This window comes from Pandoraea captiosa (genome assembly GCF_902459775.1).
Classification (GTDB): domain Bacteria; phylum Pseudomonadota; class Gammaproteobacteria; order Burkholderiales; family Burkholderiaceae; genus Pandoraea; species Pandoraea captiosa.
Map to the genome: position 1 here is coordinate 669,625 of NZ_CABPSQ010000002.1, position 20,420 is coordinate 690,044.

16 protein-coding genes are annotated in these 20,420 nt (G+C 55.6%); 11 read left to right on the top strand and 5 right to left on the bottom strand.

Features of this window, described 5'->3' with window-relative positions; translation table 11 throughout:
* Nucleotides 1–7: 7 nt before the first annotated feature.
* The gene (locus PCA31118_RS08255; protein WP_150624708.1) at nucleotides 8–1,147 is read right to left on the bottom strand and encodes an efflux RND transporter periplasmic adaptor subunit; all 1,140 of its coding nucleotides are present in this window, start codon (nucleotides 1,145–1,147) and stop codon (nucleotides 8–10) included.
* Between the two features lie 237 nt (nucleotides 1,148–1,384).
* Here PCA31118_RS08255 and PCA31118_RS08260 point away from each other — a divergent pair, with 237 nt between their 5' ends.
* Nucleotides 1,385–1,978 (top strand): TetR/AcrR family transcriptional regulator, encoded by a 594-nt coding sequence (locus PCA31118_RS08260; RefSeq protein WP_150624710.1) that lies wholly within the window; start codon nucleotides 1,385–1,387, stop codon nucleotides 1,976–1,978.
* A 362-nt stretch (nucleotides 1,979–2,340) separates the two neighbouring features.
* Here PCA31118_RS08260 and PCA31118_RS08265 read toward each other — a convergent pair whose 3' ends face one another.
* Entirely contained in the window at nucleotides 2,341–3,411 is a 1,071-nt protein-coding gene (locus PCA31118_RS08265; protein WP_150624712.1) for an aromatic ring-hydroxylating oxygenase subunit alpha, read from the bottom strand.
* 605 nt (nucleotides 3,412–4,016) lie between these two features.
* Between PCA31118_RS08265 and PCA31118_RS08270 the strand changes: the two genes are divergently transcribed.
* The gene (locus PCA31118_RS08270) at nucleotides 4,017–5,360 is read left to right on the top strand and encodes a nucleobase:cation symporter-2 family protein (RefSeq protein WP_150624714.1); all 1,344 of its coding nucleotides are present in this window, start codon (nucleotides 4,017–4,019) and stop codon (nucleotides 5,358–5,360) included.
* Nucleotides 5,361–7,207: 1,847 nt separating this feature from the next.
* Here PCA31118_RS08270 and PCA31118_RS08275 read toward each other — a convergent pair.
* Nucleotides 7,208–8,302 (bottom strand): sugar phosphate isomerase/epimerase family protein, encoded by a 1,095-nt coding sequence (locus PCA31118_RS08275; protein ID WP_150624716.1) that lies wholly within the window; start codon nucleotides 8,300–8,302, stop codon nucleotides 7,208–7,210.
* Between the two features lie 35 nt (nucleotides 8,303–8,337).
* Nucleotides 8,338–9,414 (bottom strand): aromatic ring-hydroxylating oxygenase subunit alpha, encoded by a 1,077-nt coding sequence (locus tag PCA31118_RS08280; protein WP_217431253.1) that lies wholly within the window; start codon nucleotides 9,412–9,414, stop codon nucleotides 8,338–8,340.
* 392 nt (nucleotides 9,415–9,806) lie between these two features.
* Between PCA31118_RS08280 and PCA31118_RS08285 the strand changes: the two genes are divergently transcribed.
* The 6 genes from PCA31118_RS08285 to fghA all read left to right on the top strand — a co-directional run bounded on the left by PCA31118_RS08285 (nucleotide 9,807) and on the right by fghA (nucleotide 16,071).
* The gene (locus PCA31118_RS08285; protein ID WP_150624718.1) at nucleotides 9,807–10,469 is read left to right on the top strand and encodes a GntR family transcriptional regulator; all 663 of its coding nucleotides are present in this window, start codon (nucleotides 9,807–9,809) and stop codon (nucleotides 10,467–10,469) included.
* Between the two features lie 195 nt (nucleotides 10,470–10,664).
* Nucleotides 10,665–11,516 (top strand): aromatic ring-hydroxylating oxygenase subunit alpha, encoded by an 852-nt coding sequence (locus tag PCA31118_RS08290; protein WP_150624720.1) that lies wholly within the window; start codon nucleotides 10,665–10,667, stop codon nucleotides 11,514–11,516.
* A 21-nt stretch (nucleotides 11,517–11,537) separates the two neighbouring features.
* Nucleotides 11,538–13,304: a Rieske 2Fe-2S domain-containing protein gene (locus PCA31118_RS08295; protein WP_150624722.1), complete on the top strand. Its 1,767-nt coding sequence runs from the start codon at nucleotides 11,538–11,540 to the stop codon at nucleotides 13,302–13,304.
* A gap of 10 nt (nucleotides 13,305–13,314) precedes the next feature.
* Entirely contained in the window at nucleotides 13,315–13,989 is a 675-nt protein-coding gene (locus PCA31118_RS08300) for a glutathione S-transferase family protein (RefSeq protein WP_150624724.1), read from the top strand.
* Nucleotides 13,990–14,091: 102 nt separating this feature from the next.
* Nucleotides 14,092–15,198 (top strand): S-(hydroxymethyl)glutathione dehydrogenase/class III alcohol dehydrogenase, encoded by a 1,107-nt coding sequence (locus PCA31118_RS08305; protein WP_150624726.1) that lies wholly within the window; start codon nucleotides 14,092–14,094, stop codon nucleotides 15,196–15,198.
* A 21-nt stretch (nucleotides 15,199–15,219) separates the two neighbouring features.
* The gene (gene fghA / locus PCA31118_RS08310; RefSeq protein ID WP_150625178.1) at nucleotides 15,220–16,071 is read left to right on the top strand and encodes an S-formylglutathione hydrolase; all 852 of its coding nucleotides are present in this window, start codon (nucleotides 15,220–15,222) and stop codon (nucleotides 16,069–16,071) included.
* 257 nt (nucleotides 16,072–16,328) lie between these two features.
* On the opposite strand, the gene PCA31118_RS08315 is transcribed toward fghA, so the two are convergent.
* The gene (locus PCA31118_RS08315; RefSeq protein WP_150624728.1) at nucleotides 16,329–17,138 is read right to left on the bottom strand and encodes an outer membrane protein OmpK; all 810 of its coding nucleotides are present in this window, start codon (nucleotides 17,136–17,138) and stop codon (nucleotides 16,329–16,331) included.
* Nucleotides 17,139–17,794: 656 nt separating this feature from the next.
* Between PCA31118_RS08315 and PCA31118_RS08320 the strand changes: the two genes are divergently transcribed.
* Genes PCA31118_RS08320 through PCA31118_RS08330 form a run of 3 tightly spaced genes read left to right on the top strand, consistent with a single transcriptional unit; the run spans nucleotide 17,795 to nucleotide 20,221 of the window.
* On the top strand, nucleotides 17,795–18,859 hold the full coding sequence (locus tag PCA31118_RS08320) for an aromatic ring-hydroxylating oxygenase subunit alpha (protein ID WP_150624730.1): 1,065 nt from the start codon (nucleotides 17,795–17,797) through the stop codon (nucleotides 18,857–18,859).
* Nucleotides 18,860–18,869: 10 nt separating this feature from the next.
* Nucleotides 18,870–19,040 carry a rubredoxin gene (locus tag PCA31118_RS08325; RefSeq protein ID WP_150624733.1) on the top strand — a complete coding sequence of 57 codons (171 nt, stop codon included), beginning with the start codon at nucleotides 18,870–18,872 and terminating at the stop codon, nucleotides 19,038–19,040.
* An 11-nt stretch (nucleotides 19,041–19,051) separates the two neighbouring features.
* Nucleotides 19,052–20,221: an NAD(P)/FAD-dependent oxidoreductase gene (locus PCA31118_RS08330; RefSeq protein WP_150624735.1), complete on the top strand. Its 1,170-nt coding sequence runs from the start codon at nucleotides 19,052–19,054 to the stop codon at nucleotides 20,219–20,221.
* The last annotated feature ends 199 nt before the right edge of the window (nucleotides 20,222–20,420 follow it).

Sequence of the window (20,420 nt, forward strand, 5' to 3'; positions counted from 1 at the left end):
TCGGCCTTTAGTCGGTCTGGCGGGGAGAAGATACGCCGGTGGATTTAGGCGGGCTAACATCAACGGGCCTCACTTGTCCACCTGGACGCGCAAACTGCAAACCATCGACAATCACCCGGTCACCACTCTGCAAGCCACTCCGTATCAGCCACTGCCCATCGATTGCGCGATCGGTTGCCAGAGAGCGCTGCTGGACCCGGCTTTGAGAATCAACAATCAGCGCGACCGCATTTCCTTGGGTATCCCGTGATACAGCGCGTTGCGGGACCAAAATCGCGTGCTCACGCACGCCCTCCAGCAATTCAGCTCGTACAAACATACCGGGTAGCAGAGCTCCCTCCGGATTGGGAAAGACCGCCCGCAACGTCACTGCACCAGTGCTAGCATCCACGCTGACTTCGGAAAATTTTAGCTTCCCCGCATGAGGGTAGGTGCGACCGTTCTCCAGCTTGAGATGTATCTCCGCCTGTCCGCCAACGTTCTTGATTTGCCCGTTGCTCAACTCTTCCTTCATCTGAAGTAAGGCCTTAGCCGGTTGCTCAATATCGACGTAAATCGGATCCAACTGCTGTACGGTTGCCAGCGCTGTGGTTTGATTCGCAGTAAGTAGGGCGCCCTGTGTAACAGATGAGCGTCCGATACGGCCGGAGATCGGCGCCGTGATGCGGGTATATCCAAGGTCAATACGTGCACTTTCGGCTGCAGCTTTTGCCTGAAGGTATTGGGAGCGAGCATCGTCAACCTGCTGCTGACTCACGGCGTGAACCTTGACCAACGTCTCATACCGTTGAGACAGCGAACGGGCCGAATCCAGACTGGCTTCAGCTCTTGCCTCGATCGCACGGAAAGGTGCGGAATCGATCTGGTAAAGCACTTGTCCGGCTTTCACCATCGAGCCTTCCTCGAAGTGGCGCTTCAAGAGGATGCCCCCCACCTGGGGCCGCACTTCGGCAACCATATATGCCGAAGCTCGACCAGGAAGATCGGAAGAGAGGTTCACGGTCCTAGGTGCCAGCGTAACAACCTTGACCTCTGGAGCTTCCGCTGTCTTCGTGCCCGAATCTGTTCTGCTGCAAGCGGGCAGGAGCGCAATGCCCAAAATCCCCAAGGCCGTAACCATGGCGCGGGGTGTCATTTGATTCTTCATTGAATATATTAATATTTAGGTGGCTCGACCCACCTATTTTTCTGGTGAAATGACGGGGTGGTGGGCTGATCGCAGAACGCGAGCGGATCACGCTAGGAAGGAACGCACCTACAATTTAGGTCGAACGACCCACCTAATGAAAGTGTAAAGTATCAAGGCACTATTCGGGCGCAAGCAAATACTTAGCAAACACTCTAATTCGCCCCAGGTACCCTCCGATCAACTGTGAGAAGAACGATGACAACTGCGAAAAAGCTCAACGAAACGGCCGTGGCAGTTCGACGGAAGGAGCAAGTGCTCAAGGCTGCGGCGGAGTGCGTGAGACGCGAAGGATTTCACCGGACCAGCATGTCCCAAATCTCTGCGGCTGCGGGAATGAGCGCGGGCCACATCCATCACTTCTTCGGTGGGAAAGAGGGAATCATTGCCGGCATCGTCGCCCGAGAGCACAGCGAGCTCGGTCAACTGATCGACGACTGCAGAGCGGCCGCGCGTGACCAGGACGCCGTCTCGGCAATCCTGAACGTCATCCCAAAAAGCGTCGCACGCTACGTGGATTCCGCAAATGCCACGCTGTCGATCGAAATTCTCGCCGAGTCGACCCGGAATCCCGAGGTCTCAAAGTTGATAGGCAACAACGATCTTGAGGTGCGCGAGGCATTTCACGACCTCCTGGGGGCGGGCACTCCGGGTGTCCAATCGCGGTGTGAGATCGTTGCTGCACTTCTTGAAGGTCTGTCTGCACGAGCCCTACGAAATGCGGACTCCGCTAAGACAGTTGACATGGAAATGTTGCAACGCGCCGTCGGATACATTCTGTCGGAGGCATAGTCGCCGAGGAAATAGATATAGCGACGAATGAGCGACACTTCGATCCGCGTACCGGGCGTGCGGCAGGCAAGGAAATGTGGGGGGGCATTGCGCCCAGTGAGGTCGTCCGCGCCACCGATGAGACAGTGCGGCTAGCACGATTTCTCAGGAAAGATGAGCTTTTCCACTGGATTGGGGCGGTTCAAAGCATTCTGCCCGATCCATCGAGCTTCGATCACCTCCTCTCTCACGCAGCAATTCGACCGCTTTGATTGGGTAGTACACCATTGCTATGCGATCAACGTCGACATCGGTACTCACCCACGGGCTGCTTGCTTGTGAAGCGGGTGGCGCACGCACACGCCCCCCGCTCGCTTCAACGGTTAAGCCTGCCGCAGGTCGGCATACTCCCGAGTGCTTTCCAGCTGAGGCGTGAGGAGTGCCTTGCGGAACGCGTCGCCACTTTCCGCATAGGCCATTTGCAACTCCCTGAGCCACTTCCGGTACTGAACGGACACTTTGTCTGTAGTGACGGAAACTTCGTCACTCGAGATGCCCTTGGGCCACTGTGATTCAATGACGGGTTGATCTTCGGCGAAGACAACGTTGTTGAATGCGATGTGCAGATAGTCGGAATCCCCGACCTGCTCTCGCGCGAAAATCAAAAAGTTCTTGGTCGTGGTGTCATCAACGGGGCAAGACACGTTAAAGAGCACATGCAATGAATCGCTCGTGTATTTTTTCACCGCGAGGTTGATAGCAAACGGCATGCTGCAGTGGTACGAGAAGGTTCCGATCGGGGCTTCTTCCGGAACATCCATGTCTTCGGGCGTCTCGTACACGAAGCGGAGTTGCCCATTCACTCGGTCCATCGGAACGATCGGAGGTTCCGCGTTCTGGGGATCAAATAGCGTACCTGGGTGAATGAACGCAAAGTGAGAGAAATCTGTGAAGTTCTCCCAGCGCCGCTCCGCTGTCGCATCCCACCAATATGGCTCTTGTACAACAATGCGCATTTTTGGATCGTTGGCCGCGCTGAAGTACGGAATCTCGGTGCAGTCGAGCGTGGAGTCCAAACGGACCCAGATGAGGCCATACTTTTCCTCGCAGCTGAAGCGTTCAACTTTCGCTTTAGCGGGAATCGGGTTACCGGGACATGCAGGGATCAACTGACATACGCCCTTCGTATCGTACTGCCATCCATGGTACGGGCACTGAATTTGCTCGTTGACCACTTTGCCGCACGAGAGCTTAGCCGATCTATGGGCACAACGATCACGCATCGCGACATACTCTTTGCCGAGCTTCGCGATCACGATCTGTTCGTTGAGTAGCTTTACGCCAAGGGGGCCGACGCTGGACGGGTGCGCTCGTTCCAGCTCGGTGACGGTGCAAACGGGGTGCCAGAAGTGGCGCAGATACTCCCTGTCTTCCTGCTTAGCTGCCTGTTGCATGTCAATGCCTTCTTTGTGGTGGATTTGAAGTTCACTCGATAGCGAGATCGGTGATGCGAATCACGCGCTCTTGCTGCTGTCGAGTCCCTCATCGCTCACCCCGTTTGTGGCCAGGTATGAGCGCCAGTCACTGCCCCCTGATCATTTTTGGACCTTTAGGTTGAGTTTCTGGTATACCAAAAATAGGTCGACGAAATTTCCCTGTCAACCAAGGGGATTTCCGGATCGCTGGCTGCTCTGATCTACGCGCAATGCGTCAAATGGTACGTGCCTTGCTTCAATTTGCAGCGTGCACCGGATTGATGCCTCACTCATAAGCGCAGTAGGAACGCCGGCAGAGTTCCCGCACGGCTTCTCGTGACGTCACCTAACCTATCTCTAACCTTTGTCGGCGTCTACGCTCCGAATCGCGGGAAAATACCAGTCAATATATTTTTTTTGGCATTTTAGAAATGCTAGTCTGGTATACCTTTCTCGCGGGTGCCGCTTAACCTTCGAGACAAGCGAATACGAGAGCCGTCAATCACGCGGCCACACTTCCCATAAACCACCAACGCACGGACGGCGCCATTAGGTGCCACTAGGAACGTAACTTGGAGGATGAAATGCAGCGTCGTCGCGTTGATGAAAATTTGGGAGCGCTCTCGCTCCTTGTTCTCGGGTGTCAGCACGTCCTTGTCATGTATGCAGGGGCCATTGCGATTCCGTTGGTGTTAGGCGCAGCTCTCAATTTGCCGAAGCAGCAGATCGCGTTATTGATCAATGCAGACCTGTTTGCGTGCGGCTTGGCCACACTGGTGCAGGCCGTAGGAGTGGGGGGAATCGGCATCCGCCTTCCGGTCATGATGGGGGTGACGTTCACAGCGATGGGGCCAATGATCGCGATTGGCACTAACCCTAGCGCTGGGCTCCTCGGCATCTTTGGAGCTACGATTGGTGCCGGTATCGTCGGGATTCTGGTGGCGCCCGTGGTCGGCAAGCTCCTGCGATTTTTTCCGCCTTTGGTAACGGGCACAGAGATTCTTGCGGTGGGGCTCTCTTTGATGGGAGTAGCCGCAGCATGGTCGGCGGGCGGCTTTGGTAATCCCAACTTTGGTAGTCCGCTTTACCTTGGGATCGCCGCTTCGGTGCTTGTCGCCATTCTTCTGCTGGTGCGTTTCGCCCGCGGCTTTATCGCAAACATTGCGATTCTGCTCGGACTACTGTTCGGATTTGTCGTGTCGGGAGCACTAGGGCAAGTGTCCATGGGGGAACTCAAGGAAGTCCCGGCGTTCGGGTTTATTCTCCCGTTTCACTTTGGCGTCCCCGTGTTCAGTTTTTGGCCGATTGCTGCGATGAGCATTGTCATGTTCGTCACTTTCATCGAATCAGCGGGCATGTTTCTGGCGCTTGGAGAAATCGTGGACAAGCCCGTCGAAGAGAAAGACCTTGTCCGAGGATTTCGGGCGGACGGTCTGGGTACGATCATCGGAGGGATTTTTAACACTTTTCCGTACACGTCTTACGCACAGAACGTTGGCTTAGTTAGCGTCACGGGGGTGAAAAGTCGCTGGGTGTGCGCTACTGCCGGCGTATTGTTGATGGTGCTTGGCCTTTTTCCCAAAGTCGCTGTAGTCGTAGCATCGATTCCGCCGTTTGTTCTCGGCGGGGCGGGCATCGTAATGTTTGGGATGGTCACCGCGAGCGGTATCAAGGTTCTTACTAGGGTTGATCTGACCGACCTAAGAAACCTCTACGTGATTGCCATCAGTATCGCTGTCGGTATGCTGCCAGTGGTCTCTCCCAAGTTCTTCTCGCAGTTTCCGCATGACCTGGCGCCGATTCTTGAGAGCCCCATCCTGTTGACAGCCATATCAGCGATAGTACTGAATGTCTTTTTCAACGGTGTTGGAGACGCTGACGAAGCGCGCGTGACGCTTATGAAAACGGCGCGAGAGGCTGAGCTTTGACAGTACTGGCGCGGACAGTAGCGCGAGCGCTATCAAGGGGCACATGACGTGCCCCTTTTTTCACCTGAGAATGATCGCATACCGATTCGGCTGCACAAGCGTCGTACGGAGTCGCTAGCTCCTCGGAGGTTTTGACACTGTTTGCCGAGACACGAACGCTCGGAAGGCGCTCTCAGACATTTGTTCGTGATACCTCCGCTCGGAGCTTGGTGCACGTCCGTACGGCGAGCGCATGCTGAACAACACACAGGTGCCGGAGAGCAGTCGGCACACCCGCCGCCCGGTGACGACAGGCTCGATCTCTTGGGCGTCTGTGACGAATCCGCTATAGCGTCCGCGAGGGGCGTATATGCCAGGCGCCAGCTCGCTTAGATATTCCCTCTGAGCGCCATCGCACATCGCCAATTCCGGTATTGCCGGTGGGACGTGGGAAAGTTCGACGCGAAAGTACGACCACGCCGCATCATCATTTGAGAGTTCGAGCGTGAGTTTCTTGGGCTTCAGAACGACCACGCCGCCGTCAGTCATTTGCAGCGAGATCATGCCCGACTCGCCTGCCCGCCGGGCGCTGACAAACCGCACACCGCCTCCTGACGGGTAGATTAGGAAGTTCAAGAGCCCCGTCTTACCAACCTGATCCAAAACTGAGCAAATGACATCCGCATTTCTCCACTCGACACATGCAGGGTGACCGAAAGGGAAGAGTGCGTGGATTAACTCGTTCCACTCCTGCAGGCAGGTAGCCGGGAAATCATGAATGGGTGCCGACCATTCTCTAAGCCGGGCGCTGAAAGCCGATGCGTGGGGGCGATTCTGAGGGGCCGGGTCCGTGCACTCGATAAGCAGTCGGTCCAAGATCGATGTCTCAACTCCCTGCATATAGTGAACTAACGCATGAGATGCTCGCGGATCATACGGGCCGTCGAATGCTTCGCGAGTTCGTGTCAGTGCACACCACAGTGCTTTGCCGAGCGAGTAGACGTCCGCCTCAATGCTATCGACCTGAGCCGCAAGCCGACGCATTTCCGGTGGAGTCGACGCACTGCCCCTACTGCGTCGCGCAGGCGTTATTTGTGATTTTCGCGGGTACTGCGGTAGGCCGATGTCAGACAAGCACAAGCGGCCGTCTAGATGGAGGATATTTGACGGCTTGATTGTGCCACGCGAGATACCGTTATCCGCCAGGCGAACCACCGTATCGGCTAGGTCGGAGAAGTCACGGGCGATATCTACGTGTCGGGACGTTAGCACGTATTCCGTCAGGGCGGTCGCAAGTGGCATGACGAGCCATGGAACAGTGCCGTACTTTGAGCGCGGTAGGTTCCGTTGATGGATCGGAATCACCCCATCGACGGGGTGCCCAATGTCCAAGCTCAAGACCGCTGCCCTGAAATGTTCGTAGGAGTCGGCGCTAATCGATGTAAAGAGCTTTATCGCATGCGGTGCGTGACTCGGGCTAGATACGCGCCAGACGTCGCCGTTCTCTCCTCCGCCAATCGGAGCATCAAGTGTCCACATACCGAAGCGCTGTCCGTGGCGAAAGGTGCCACTGTGCTCAATGGGTGGCAACGTTCGGCGCCGCGATTGACGGGCGACAGGCGAAGGGGGATTGGTTGGAGGCATAGGGAGGGGGCCCCGAGTTAGGCACGCGAAACGGTCTGCTGAACTACGCCCTGAAGTGTTCAGAGCGCAATTTCTGCCGTGACAATGCGGGCCTCAGTTAGGTGAGGTTAAGCAAGCCACCGGGGTGCTGATGAAAATGTCCAGCAACGCAAAAAAAGCGAGGGCATTACGCCCCCGCAAATATCCAACGACGGATGCTTGAAACGGAAAACGGAGGATCGAACTTACCGGTCTACGCTGCCTCGATACTGATCGACAAACTCAGCGGCGCTTTTGCCCTTTTTGGCCTCTGCGATAACCACACGTTCGGCGTAAAGCTCGCGTACGAACTTAGCAACGAGACAGCTATCGGCGAACATGTTGTACTTCCAGCCCAAGCCGTAAGCGCCAAGATTAATGTTGTCGATCGTCATGATGCGCATCGCGGAGTTCTCGGTGCTGAGGTACTGGTCGATGACTTTTCGCACGAGCTCTTTCGTGCATGCCAGTTTGTGTGCGTGCCAGAAGTCAGTGTGCCACTCGCCAGGCTTGGGCAAGCTAAATGGGTATTGAATCGAACGTCCGGGGCGGTCATAACCCAGCCCATCCCACGGTCCGGACTCGAAGGCCCACCAGTTGACCGGGCCATTCGGTGCAGCCGGGCGAACTTGCGTCCAGTGAACCATGTTCCGGTTCAGCCATTCGTCTGCGAAGCTGTCATCGTTGTACGGGTCCAGCTTGCGAATGGCGTTTTGATCGCCGCGCATTTGAGATACGGCGTGTTCAACCTCGTTTTCGATTTTGAAAATGCAATGGCTGTAATCCATGCAAAAGTTGAACGGGATCCCGTGCTTTTCGACCATGTCGGCAACGCGTGACACCCGGCGGAAATCCTCCGACCACATGTCCACGTGACTTTCGTAGGTGATCGTAATGCCCTTCTTCTGCGCGTACTCGAACGTGTTGAGGTAGGACGTGACCACCTCCTCATCGGTAATGTAGTGGCCGTCGGCGTGTTTAGCCCACACCATCAAGTTGTGATATTGCGCCCCAACCTCCTTCGTCCGATCGATGTTTTCCCGGATCTTCGGTTCGTCGACGCCAAGCGTGTACGTCCAACTTCCCGATAGCACGGGAAAGTTGTAATGCTGGCTGGCCTTGATGTACTCGTCGAGCGATTTGTCGTCAGGAGGAATCCGATCAACAAAGTCCCAAAGGCCTGACTCTTTTTGAAGGCGAAACTGTTCCATCACCGGCAACTCATCGTCGCCAACCGGATTCTGTAGCGAGGACGGATGAACGCCTCGACCCGCACAGCCGAGCAAGAACATGGGTTTCATATTGAATCTTCTCCTAAAGTATTTGTTGTGCCCACTTACGATGCCGACTCGTCAGTAACATTGCTGCGCAGAACGGCGCGAAACTCTTCCTTCCCTTTGAGGGCCGCCATCGAGAGTTCACGGTGCCACTTCCGGTACTGAATAGAAACCTTGTCGGTGGCGACCGAGATCTCACTGTTGGAGATTTCGGCAGGCCATTGCGACTGGATGATCGGTTGGTCCTCATTCAAAACTCGCTTCTGGAAAGCGAGGTGCATATGATCGGGTTGGCCGTCCTTTTCGCGGACGATGATCATGAAGTTGCGGCATGTCTTTTCGTCAACGGGGCATGCGGTTGTCCACAAGATGAAGCGAGAGTCGTCACGCCAGAGTTTGATTTCAAGGTTGATGGCGTACGGCATCGTGCATCGATAGTCAAAGTCGCCCATCGGCGCCTCCTCCGGGATGCCGTCCATCTCTCGAGGCGGAGCAAGTTTGAATTGCAGCTCACCGTCCACACGATTCACGTTGACCGTCGGGTGACTCGCAAAGAAGGGGTCGTAAAGCGTGCCAGGGTGGACGAACGCAAAGTGCGAAAAGTCCGTAAAGTTTTCCCAGCGACGCTCTGCGACGGTATTCCAGATATACGAGTCAGCCACGATGACCTGCATGCCATCGGTGTCCCAGTCGCTCAGGTAAGGAATTTCGGTACAGTCGAAGCTGCTATCCAGCCGGACCCAAACAATGTCGTACTTGACCTCGCAGTCGTACGTCGTGATTCGGGCCTTGGGCGGGATGGACTTATCGGGGCATGCGGGGACCAGTTTGCAAGCGCCACCTTTGTCGTATTCCCAACCGTGGTACGGGCACTGAAGAAAATCTTCCCCGTTGCGATTGCAAACCCGGCCGATCGACAATTTTGCCGAGCGATGGGCGCAGCGATCTGCGGCCGCAGTCACAGTGCCATTCAAGCGGGCCAGCACGACTTGCTCGCCGAGCAGCGTTACCGCCATCGGTCCGTGTCCGGATGGATTTGATTTTTCGAATTCCGCCAACGTACACACGGGGTGCCAGAAGTGTCGGAGATAGGTCTTGTCCTCCAGGAGAGGCTTGTACTGCTCATTCACACTCATTTATGAACTCCGGTGGGGTTTTTGTGCGAAGCCAAATTCGAATTCTGGTGCATCAAATCATCAATCTGGTATACCAAGTTAGAGGGCACAAAATTCATGAGCAATCAGGGATTACCCCGGCGAATTTGGAAATGGAATTAGCTCCGAGGTCGCAGGAACTATGCCAGCTCAGCGTGACCTCAAGGAACGAAAGCCGTTCCAAGCCGTGTTGCACCGCTGCAATCGCGTGGCATGATGTGAGCTACTCACCGCCCAGCACAGGGCGAGCATCAAATTGGTGCAGTGCGCCTTAGGTTGGTGCCAAAACGCACGTCTAAGATACAATTCAAAAACTTTGGTCGACCAGATAGAATTCGGTTATGACACCGCGGCATGGAGAAACCGCACCCAACATGCTTACTCAAACGATTGTAAATGCGGTCTCGGAGGCGATTTACCATCGCCGACTGCCGCCGGGGACCAAGCTCAATGAGCGCGACATCGCCGAGCTGTTTGGTGTGAGTCGCACGGTGGTGCGGCAAGCGCTTATACGCTTATCACAGGACGGGTTGGTGGAGATATCTCCCAAGCGATCGTCCGCGGTCTGGCGCCCTACCTTCGATGACGCATTCGAGCTTTACCAGATGCTCCTGGTGCTTGAAAGTGGTGTGATTGATCAACTCATCAAGCAGATCACGCCGGAGCAGTTGAAGGCTTTGCGTGCGCATACCGCCAAGGAAAAGGTTGCTTTCGAGAAGGGGAAGCACGATCAAGGTGACAAGCTGGGGCGTGAGTTCCACTCTCTGCTGATTTCGTACCTCAATAACGCAACCATCAACCAGATTCACTCACAACTTCGTCGTCGCGAGGCCTTGATCAATGCCATGTTCCGGGTGGGCTTCGACTACTGCCAACTCCGCGATGAGCATGGCAAGCTGGTGGAGTGCTTAGAGAAGCGTGACGCTTCGGCCGCCAAGGCTTTGTTGTCGTCGCACTACAATTTGGTGATTCGGGGTTATCGCTTTGATGCGCTCGCCCCGCCGGAGGTCGATCTGAGGGCTGCGCTCACTGTCTAGCCTATTCCATCGTTCCTACGAGCAGAGAGCCGGCCATTTCGCCGGCTTTTTTGTTTCCGGCTCAAGCGCATGGTGCGACCCGTGCGTCGGACGATAAGTGTTTTCCCCACGTCAAAAAATATTGTTTTCGCTGAATCTCTTGCGGTAATCTTGGTATACCAGATAGGCAATCTAACAAGCCAATAAGGAGGCGCAGTGGAAGCAGATCGGTTGCTGTTCGAGGATTGGCACCCCGTGGCAGCGTTGGAAGATGTGGTGTTGGGGCGTGAGTTCAGCACGCGCCTTTTGGGCCGGGCCATCAGCTTTGCTCGCACTCAAGACGGTGTTTCTGGCACGTGGAGCGAAGAGGGGCTGTCCAAGCCGCTTTCAATTAAAGAGGATTACGGCACGCTGTGGGCTTCGTTCTCTGACTCGCCGCGTGCGTTGTTCCCGATGCCGGAATTCGCCGAGTCCGACCGGCGCGTTGTCAGCGCGGGATCGACTCGCGTCAATGTGTCGGGACTTCGGGCCGTCGAGAACTTCCTTGACATGGCGCATTTCCCGTTTGTGCACACGGACATTCTCGGGGCGGAGCCGCTTACTGAGGTCCTGCCCTACAACGTCAAGATTGATGAGGAGCTCGACGAGGTTATTGCAACTGACTGCCGCTTTGCACAACCTCGTGCTTCGGCAACCGCGCTTGAGCCGATTGAGACGCAGTATGTGTATCGCGTTACGCGACCGAACGTGGCCATTCTCTATAAGACTTGCCCGCCGGACCCTACTCGCTGGGATGTTCTTTGCTTGTTTGTCCAGCCGGTGAGCGAAGAGTGGTGTATCGCGCACACGATCATGTGCTATGTCGATGAGATGAATTCTGACGAGCAATTGCGGCGCTTCCAGCAAACGATCTTTGGCCAGGACCTGATGATTCTTCTCAATCAGGTTCCGAAGCGACTGCCTATCGCACCGAGTCACGAGAATCCGGTGAGGGCTGATGTCCTTGCTACCGCATATCGCCGTTGGTTGCGTGAAGGTGGTCTCAGCTACGGCGCCATCAGAGATTGATACAAGAATAGGTCCCCAGTCATGCAGAAATTTGTGAGAGACGGTTGGTACCCCGTCGCGACGTCGTCAGATCTGGCGTGGCGTCACGTACATCACACCACGTTGGGCGGGCAGGAGCTGGCGCTATGGCGCGACGACAACGGCTTGGTTAACGCGTGGGAAAATCGATGCCCGCATCGAGGTCTACGCCTTTCGCTTGGCGTGAACCTCGGGCACGAACTGCGTTGTCAGTATCACGGTTGGACTTATGAGACCGGTAGTGGCGGATGCACTTTCGTCCCGGCGCATCGCGAACGCGATGCGTCTCAAACAACCTCAGCTTGCGCCCAGACATTTGCGATTCTGGAAGCAGATGGCCTAATCTGGGCCTCGCTTGGTGCACCTGATATTGAGCCCGTCCGCTTCGGAAACTCGCAGGACCGACTCGTGCGCGCGACGATGCGCAGCTTGCCTATCAACGCAAGTCCGGACGATGTGGTTCTGGCACTGACGCATCAGGCCGGCAGATTCGCCAAGTTCTTCAGTGGAACTGAGGAGTCGTTGGAGGCGCGGCAAGTCCGGACCTATGCGGTAGAGCTTGTCTCCACGGAAGACGTCACGAGAGCAATTCTATTTCACGTCCAGCCGCACTCTAAGGGGAAAGCAGTTGTTCACGCACAAGGGGTATTCTCGACACCGCCTTCGATAGCGACGCGGAGTCATTTTTCTTTGCTCTTTAACGAATTCCGTCGAGCGATCGAGATCTCTGCCGCGCCGGTATCCATCGTAAAAAGTGATGCGACTGAGGCGCGCTCCCAAGAGCCGTCTGCGGTCGTCGTTGCGTTTCCGAAGGCAGCCAATACCGAACTCACCTGCAAGGTAACCGCGCGGTCGCAAGAGACGCCGGACATCATTTCCTTGCATTTGACCCCAGTGAATCGCAGTGTCCCGGCGATCTCTCCTGGTATGCACGTGAGTGTTTCCACGCCAGCAGGCGCTATCCGTCAGTACTCGGTGATCAATGCTCCTGACGAGCGTGATGCGTTCATTATCGGAGTGAAACTCGAGGCTCAATCGCGTGGCGGTTCGCGTTCGATGCATGAGGACGTTGTCGAGGGGACTGAGCTACGCGTGACGGTGCCGCGAAATGGATTTCCCCTCGTCCGCACAGGGCGTCGTCCCATCCTCGTGGCTGGTGGCATTGGCATCACGCCAATTTTGGCCATGGCACAAGCATTGGATGCACGCGGTGACGACTTTGCGCTTCATTACTTCGTGCGCGGTCCTGAGCACACGCCGTTCGTTGAGCGCCTCCGCGAGCTGGACGACAAGGTCACGCTCCACCTCGGTCTGAACCCTGACGAAACTCGGGAGGCACTCGGCAAGATTTTCTCCGCGTCCGAACCACAGCACAGCGATGTGTACACCTGTGGCCCGGGAGTAATGATCGGGACCGTCCGTGAAGTCGCGTCTCATCACGGCATTCCCGAGGACAACATCCGATTCGAACTATTCAAGAACGATGATGCGCCGACGGGTGGTGACGCCTTCGAAGTGGAGCTGGCAAAGTCTGGCAAGGCATTCTCAGTCTCAGGAGATACCTCGCTTCTGAAGGCTTGCTGGGACCACGGCGTTGAAATCGATGCGTCGTGTGAACAGGGGGTCTGCGGGACGTGTCTGACCGGCGTTGTAAGCGGCGAGATTGAACACCACGACACGTACCTCTCAAAGCAGGAGCGTGAGAGCGGGAAGTGGATTATGCCGTGCGTCTCGCGATGCAAGTCGGGAAAACTGGTTCTGGATATTTGAGGGGCTTCAGATGATCACGCTGTACGACTATGAACTCTCGGGAAACTGCTACAAGGTTCGCCTCTTCCTGAGCATTCTCGAGCTCGAGTTTGATATTGAGCCGGTGGAATTTTATCCGGCGCGCGAGCACAAGACCGATGAGTTCTTACGCATTAACCCGCTTGGTCAGTTGCCCGCGCTCAGGGATGACGAAGTAACGCTGCGCGACGCGCAAGCGATCCTGGTGTACTTGGCGCGCAAGTATGACAAGTCTGGCCACTGGTATCCCGCGAACAATGCTGAGCTGATGGGTGAAATCCAGATGTGGCTTTCGTTCGCTGATGGGTTGACTGGGTCAATTTCGGCAGCTCGTCTACATGATCTTTTCTTTTTCGAGTTTGATGCCGCAGCATGTCGGCGCCGCGCTCACGAACTGTTGCGCGTAATGGATGAGCATCTTTGGCTCCAAGAGCAGCGCGGGTATGGATACCTCTGCGCAGCCATTCGCCCGACGATCGCGGACCTTGCTTGCTTCCCCTACATCGCTCTGTCGGACGAGGGGGGGGTATCGCTGGAGGATTACCCGGCGGTTCGGCGATGGACTGATCGCATTAAGCGAGTTCCGGGCTTTACGGTCATGTCAGGAGTGTTTCCCGCCGGTCCGTCGTTGGATCAGCAGTCGCTGGCCTCTGCGTTGGCACGCTAGCTTCGTCACTGCGCCCCAATCCACGAGTCACTTCGTGGGACTTCCTTGGTGAGGGACGCGCTTCATATACTTATTCAATCGACATCGTCGACGACAACTACTATGAAAACCAAAGCAGCAATTGCGTGGAAGGCTGGTGCTCCGCTGAGCGTTGAAGAAGTTGACCTTGAGGGGCCGCGTGCCGGCGAAGTGCTGGTCGAGATCAAGGCCACTGGCATCTGTCACACCGACTACTACACGCTTTCGGGCGCCGATCCCGAAGGGATCTTTCCTGCCATTCTCGGCCATGAAGGAGCCGGGATCGTGACGGATGTCGGCGCTGGCGTCACGTCGCTTAAACCGGGTGACCATGTGATCCCCTTGTACACGCCAGAGTGCCGGCAGTGCAAGTTCTGTTTGTCCCGGAAAACCAATCTGTGCCAAGCAATCCGCGCAACTCAAGGTAAGGGCCTGATGCCTGATGGCTCCTCGCGATTTTCACTGGACGGCAAGCCCATCTTCCATTACATGGGAACGTCAACCTTCGCGAACCATATCGTCGTGCCCGAGATCTCGCTCGCGAAAATTCGACCGGACGCGCCGTTTGACAAGGTTTGCTACATCGGTTGTGGCGTGACCACCGGCGTTGGTGCGGTGCTGTTCACGGCAAAAGTCGAGGCTGGCGCGAATGTCGTCGTCTTTGGCTTGGGCGGCATCGGATTGAATGTGATCCAGGCCGCGAAGATGGTCGGTGCGAACAAGATCATTGGCGTCGATCTGAATCCGGATCGAGAGGCGATGGCTCGCAAGTTCGGTATGACCCATTTTGTGAACCCGAAGGATGTGGAGAACGTTGTTGATCACATCGTTCAGATGACCGACGGCGGCGCAGACTACTCTTTCGAGTGTATCGGCAACACGAAGGTTATGCGCCAGGCGCTCGAGTGTTGTCACAAGGGATGGGGCAAGTCGATCGTCATCGGCGTGGCAGAGGCAGGAGCGGAAATCTCGACTCGTCCGTTCCAGCTCGTAACTGGACGTGAGTGGAAAGGTTCCGCGTTCGGCGGCGCCCGTGGTCGAACCGACGTTCCGAAAATTGTAGATTGGTACATGGAAGGGAAGCTGAATATCGACGATCTGATTACCCACACGTTGCCGCTTGAGCGAATCAATGAAGGCTTTGATCTGATGAAGCGAGGCGAGTCTATTCGCTCGGTGGTTCTCTATTAAGGCGACGAGAGCGTGATGAGTATGTTAGAGATCCTTTCTACTCACCGGTGCTTCGGTGGTGAACAGCGGTTTTATCAGCACCAGTCTGAGCAGACCAATTGCACGATGAGGCTCTCGGTCTTCTTGCCGCACAAAGCGCTCAATGGAGGGCGCTGCGCGACGGTGTTCTATCTTGCGGGATTGACGTGCACCGAGGAGACGTTCATCACCAAGGGGGGGGCTCAGCGGTTGGCCTCCGAGCTCGGCTTGATTCTCGTCTGTCCGGATACGAGTCCGCGGGGCGTTGAAATACCGGGTGATCGCGAAAGCTGGGACTTTGGTGTTGGTGCCGGATTTTACGTCGATGCGTCCGAGAGTCCCTGGTCCAATCACTACCGGATGTACAGCTACATTGTCGATGAGCTTTTCGACACCGTTGTTGCACAGTTGCCAATCGACGTCGAGCGTATCGGCATTATGGGGCATTCGATGGGCGGTCACGGCGCGCTAGTGATCGCACTTCGGAATCCGGAAAAGTTTCGCTCGGTCTCGGCCTTCGCGCCTATTGCGAACCCGACGAACTGCCCTTGGGGGATTAAGGCGTTCGGCCACTATCTTGGTGCGGATCAATCCACCTGGCGCTCTTATGACGCCACTGAGCTTATGGCAAGGAGTGGTGGCGCTGTGTTCCAGGGAGGAATTTTGGTGGATCAGGGCTTGGACGATAAATTTTTGGAGGAGCAACTCCTGCCTCTGCGATTCGAGGAAGCTTGCGCTAAGGCCGGGCAGCCTCTTACCGTCCGCCGACACGAAGGTTACGACCATGGGTATTATTTTATTTCTACCCTGGTAGACGACCATCTGAAGCACCATGCGGCACAGTTATCTGTTTGAGCTCTAGTTGTTCAAGGAAGAGAAGGCGCTTCAGACTGAAGCGCCTTTTTTTCGCTGTCTCGTCCCGCAATAGGTTGGCACCTTTCGTCAAAACGACGAAGTGGCTGATGGAGCAAGGGGGCAAGTGCACATAGTGAGAATGCCCCCAGGCATTTAAGTTGTCGGTGGTCGGAGGAGCTGAAAAGGAGCGGCGTCATCGACTGCTTTTGGCGTTCCGCCTCATTTCCTTGGTACGTCGATGCCGGCAGTTGACCGGATTAGAGCTTCCACTGTAAGACAAGCTGAGGGACCGTTTCGTTTACCCCGCGGGTCCCGAACTTGTTGCTCCAGTATTGCAACTCAACGCCAACAAACAGCTTATCCTTGTAGCCCCAGAAGTTGCCGACGTCCAGCTTCAGTTGCGGCTCTGCCAAGATCTGCGCAGCACAGCTTCCGTGAGCCCCAATGAAGTCGACGTAGCCGTCGAACATGAAACGTGCCGGTCCAATGTTGAATGGCAATCGCCAGTAAGGGGTGACCTGGTAGGTTGTTGCCACGCGGCCGCACATGAAGCCGCCCCCATATCCGCCGTATGTACCGGCGTCATGGTATGCGAGGAGGTCGACGTTGAAAAAGGTGAAGCCAGGGACGTTGAAGTCGACGGTTCCGCCATAAACCAGAACTCGAGCGTTCGATCGGTACGCGCTGTTGCGCGCACCGTAGTTGTAACCTGCGGTGACGCCAAGATCCCGAATTGCCCCCCAAGAAAGCTCTTTACCCGTGAGCTTCGATAAGCTGGCAGTAACTTGCCCTTCGCTGTAAAGGTCGGCGGAGTTGTTGTCGGCATCTCCTGCCTTGGACATCAGCAAGAATACATAGCTACGGCCCCAGCCAAATCCCGTGTTGTTCTGAAACTCGACGAGGTTCTTCGAAATTCTCGATCCACCCGAACCTCCATTGTCATTGAAGTTCGATCCGTACCGGTACTGGAAGTCACTCTCACTCCACTCCCCTGCGACGGAGTGTGCAGTTGCGAGGGTCAATGCGAGGCCGCTGGCGACAATGCCAATTTTCTGTGCGTATTTCATGGAGATACGTAGTCCCTGGGCGAAGTTTACGAACGTGGTTGGTCAAACTAGTACTTCGTCGTTGGGAGCAGTCTTCATGGACGCATGATGCTACGCCGCACTTTGGCATTCCATCTGTGCGATCTAAGATGCCAGATTATCAGACTGAAACACCAGAAAGCTGTTGATGCGACCTAAGTGTTTACCCGTTTTGCCTTGACGCAACACCTTCGCGGTGCGCAATTTTTTGCAAATTAGAGGCGCTTGCTGGCCGTAGCTGATTGGCTCTGACATGGCGATGACAGGCTGAGGATCAATATCGAATATCGAGTCCTCATGTGAGTCTCGCGTGCGCCTTGAAAAAGGGGCGTTTTGGCGTTCAGCGTCTGAGACGAAGTGCTTGTTTGAAATGCGTCGCTGCTCAGCGATGCTCTCTGCGATCCTGCCTTTGAGCGGGCGCCCCATTCCCTATCTGACAACGGTCATCGACGTAGGAAACGTGCGCTGTGCTGCTACTCCGATCCCTCTCGTGTCACCACCGTTTTCTGCGTCGCGAGACCATGGATATGTGCTATCCGGCATGACCAAGTTGTTTTGCTTCCCATTGGATTTCGGGCTTCGGCTCTCTAATCTTGACTTCAATTGGAAGCCGAACACATTTGACTTGGAGAATGTATATGTCCAGCAGCGCTCAATCTCACGTCGTGCAACTTCACCATGGCAATCGGCAGCATATGCCGAAGGATTGCTCCTTCGACGCCACGGACTGGGAGATTCTCAGCCAGTATTGGCACCCCGTTGCCGCCAGTACGGAACTTTTAACTTCACCGATCGCTGCGGTGCTTCTCGATGTGCGCCTAGTCCTGTATCGGGTCGATGGTGTGGCCATGGCAGCACGTGACGTTTGTCCGCATCGAGGTGCGCCGTTGAGCCAAGGATGGGTGGAGGACGGAAATCTCGTGTGCCCTTACCACGGTCTTGCGTACGGTACGGACGGGCAATGTAACCGCATTCCTTCGCAACCCGAAGGGCCGATTCCCGATCGCTTGCGACTGACAAGTTTTGCCACTTGTGAGGCTTACGGTCTTATTTGGGTATCGATTGGCGGTGGTAAAAAGCCCCTCCCTGAGTTTTCCGCGTGGTCGAAGCCGGGGTTTCAGCAGATTGTTTGCCCATCAATCGACATCAATGCCTCTGCTGGCAGGCAGACTGAGGGCTTCATTGACGTCGCGCACTTCGCGTGGATTCATCATCAAAGTTTTGCAGATCGGGGCAATGCTGTCGTTCCCCAGTACACCGTTCAGCGGCAAGGAACAGGCCTTCGCGCAGAGTATGTGAGTACTGTGTGCAACTTTCCGAAGGCGTTTGCGCATCGGACGCCGCCAGGCTTTCTGTGGCGGAGAGTTTTCGAGGTCGACGTGCCGTTTTTTGCAAGATTGACCGTTCAGTTTCCGGAGGGCGGACTACTCTCGATTCTGAATGCGGCCAGTCCGGTGTCGGCCCGGAAGACGAGATTGTTTGTGCCGATCGCAAGGAATTTCGATCATGACATCCCGGTGCAGGACGTCTACGACTTTAACCGTCAAATTTTTGAGGAAGATCGCGCGATAGTGGAGCTTCAGTGTCCGGAAGACTTGCCGATCGATCGATCGGCAGAAGTTCCGATCTTGGCCGACCGCTCTTCCGGCGCCTATCGTCGAGCATTGGCGGAAATCGGTCTCGGTCAGTCATACGCGAGCTAACGGGGGAGATATGCGAGTTTGGGAGTGTGTGATCTGTGGCCTTCGTTACGATGAAGCGATTGGCCTTCCCGATGAGGGGATTCCCCCAGGAACTCGATGGGAAGATGTTCCAGCGGATTGGATTTGTCCTGACTGCGGAACCGGGAAGCACGACTTTGAGATGCAGCTTCTTGACGCATAAAGGAGACCTCCATGAGTCAAGCATTAACGAATGAATCCGCCCAGCCGCTGGTAATTGTCGGGTCAGGCCTTGCCGGTTACACAGTAGCGCGCGAGGTGAGAAAGTTGGACAAGCATAGAGAAATCGTCCTCGTTACCAAGGATGACGGAGCATCGTATTCCAAGCCAATGCTGTCGAACGCGTGCTCTTTGGGAAAGTCACCTGAGGCACTTGCCAACTTTGACGCCGCAGCGATGGAAAGCCAACTGGGCATCAAGTTGATTACACATAGCCCGGTAGAAAAAATCGATCTAGGCGGTCAATTCATCGAGATCGGGAAGCGTACACAGGGCTTCAGTCAGCTCGTGCTTGCGCTGGGGGCTGATCCTCGACGCCCAAAACTGCCAGGCACCGGGGCCGAAGACATTCTCTGCATCAACGACCTCACTGATTATTACGACTTTCGCCGAAAGCTGGATTCGGCGAAAAGCATACTCATACTCGGTGCGGGACTGATTGGCGTCGAGTTTGCCAACGATCTCGCGACAGCTGGATATTTTGTATCGCTGGTCGATCCGGCTCCAACACCGCTTTCTCGCATGCTACCCAGCGAGGCGGGCGAGGTATTGGCTGGGGCATTAGTTGAGTGCGGAGTAAAACTGTATCTTGGCGATGTCGTCATGCGGATGGAGCGGGCGCAGTCCGGCTACAAACTTCTGCTCGAAAGTGGCGTCAGCATCGCGGCCGATCTTGTCATCTCGGCGATAGGTTTGACTCCGCGTATCGAGCTTGCTCGAAGCGCTGGCATTCAAGTCGGGAAAGGTATTCGAACCGACAAATTTTGCCGCACAAGCGCCGCGAATGTTTTTGCGCTTGGCGATTGCGCCGAAATTGATGGGAAGGTTCAGCCTTTTGTTCTTCCGATCATGCACGCAGCTCGAGCATTAGGGTCGACTCTTTGCGGGGACAACGCATCCGTTAATTTTCCCGTCATGCCAGTCGTGGTGAAGACACCGGCAATGCCGACGGTGCTAGTCCATACCGGAAACGATCGCGGCCACTGGACCGTCGTCGAGCCGATGACTGGGGGGGTGAAAGCGCTGTGCACCGATGAAGAGAGCGGTCAAGTAATAGGTTTCTCGCTGTTGGGAACTGCCACCAGCGAGAAGGCGGACCTCGTTCGCATGATGTCGAACTCGTAACGCTGTGCCCACGGCCCCCCTTGCAAAAAATTTATCGAGGGGCATGAGGTTGTTGCATGAGTTGTCTGCCGGCCAACGCTCTCATCCGCAGAGTGACGTTCGAGCCGGCATTTTTTGGCTTTTTTGATTAGACATTTGGTATTCCAGATGGCAGCATGGAGCGAACGGAAGCCGTAAAGATCCGCCACCACAAAACATC

Bases quoted from the DNA above. Each gene is read 5' to 3' on its own strand.
- PCA31118_RS08255 (WP_150624708.1), bottom strand. From the start codon at position 1,147: ATGAAGAATCAAATGACACCCCGCGCCATGGTTACGGCCTTGGGGATT.
- PCA31118_RS08260 (WP_150624710.1), top strand. From the start codon at position 1,385: ATGACAACTGCGAAAAAGCTCAACGAAACGGCCGTGGCAGTTCGACGG.
- PCA31118_RS08315 (WP_150624728.1), bottom strand. From the start codon at position 17,138: ATGAAATACGCACAGAAAATTGGCATTGTCGCCAGCGGCCTCGCATTG.
- PCA31118_RS08265 (WP_150624712.1), bottom strand. From the start codon at position 3,411: ATGCAACAGGCAGCTAAGCAGGAAGACAGGGAGTATCTGCGCCACTTC.
- PCA31118_RS08325 (WP_150624733.1), top strand. From the start codon at position 18,870: ATGCGAGTTTGGGAGTGTGTGATCTGTGGCCTTCGTTACGATGAAGCG.
- PCA31118_RS08270 (WP_150624714.1), top strand. From the start codon at position 4,017: ATGCAGCGTCGTCGCGTTGATGAAAATTTGGGAGCGCTCTCGCTCCTT.
- PCA31118_RS08285 (WP_150624718.1), top strand. From the start codon at position 9,807: ATGCTTACTCAAACGATTGTAAATGCGGTCTCGGAGGCGATTTACCAT.
- PCA31118_RS08305 (WP_150624726.1), top strand. From the start codon at position 14,092: ATGAAAACCAAAGCAGCAATTGCGTGGAAGGCTGGTGCTCCGCTGAGC.
- fghA (WP_150625178.1), top strand. From the start codon at position 15,220: ATGTTAGAGATCCTTTCTACTCACCGGTGCTTCGGTGGTGAACAGCGG.
- PCA31118_RS08295 (WP_150624722.1), top strand. From the start codon at position 11,538: ATGCAGAAATTTGTGAGAGACGGTTGGTACCCCGTCGCGACGTCGTCA.
- PCA31118_RS08300 (WP_150624724.1), top strand. From the start codon at position 13,315: ATGATCACGCTGTACGACTATGAACTCTCGGGAAACTGCTACAAGGTT.
- PCA31118_RS08320 (WP_150624730.1), top strand. From the start codon at position 17,795: ATGTCCAGCAGCGCTCAATCTCACGTCGTGCAACTTCACCATGGCAAT.
- PCA31118_RS08275 (WP_150624716.1), bottom strand. From the start codon at position 8,302: ATGAAACCCATGTTCTTGCTCGGCTGTGCGGGTCGAGGCGTTCATCCG.
- PCA31118_RS08330 (WP_150624735.1), top strand. From the start codon at position 19,052: ATGAGTCAAGCATTAACGAATGAATCCGCCCAGCCGCTGGTAATTGTC.
- PCA31118_RS08280 (WP_217431253.1), bottom strand. From the start codon at position 9,414: ATGAGTGTGAATGAGCAGTACAAGCCTCTCCTGGAGGACAAGACCTAT.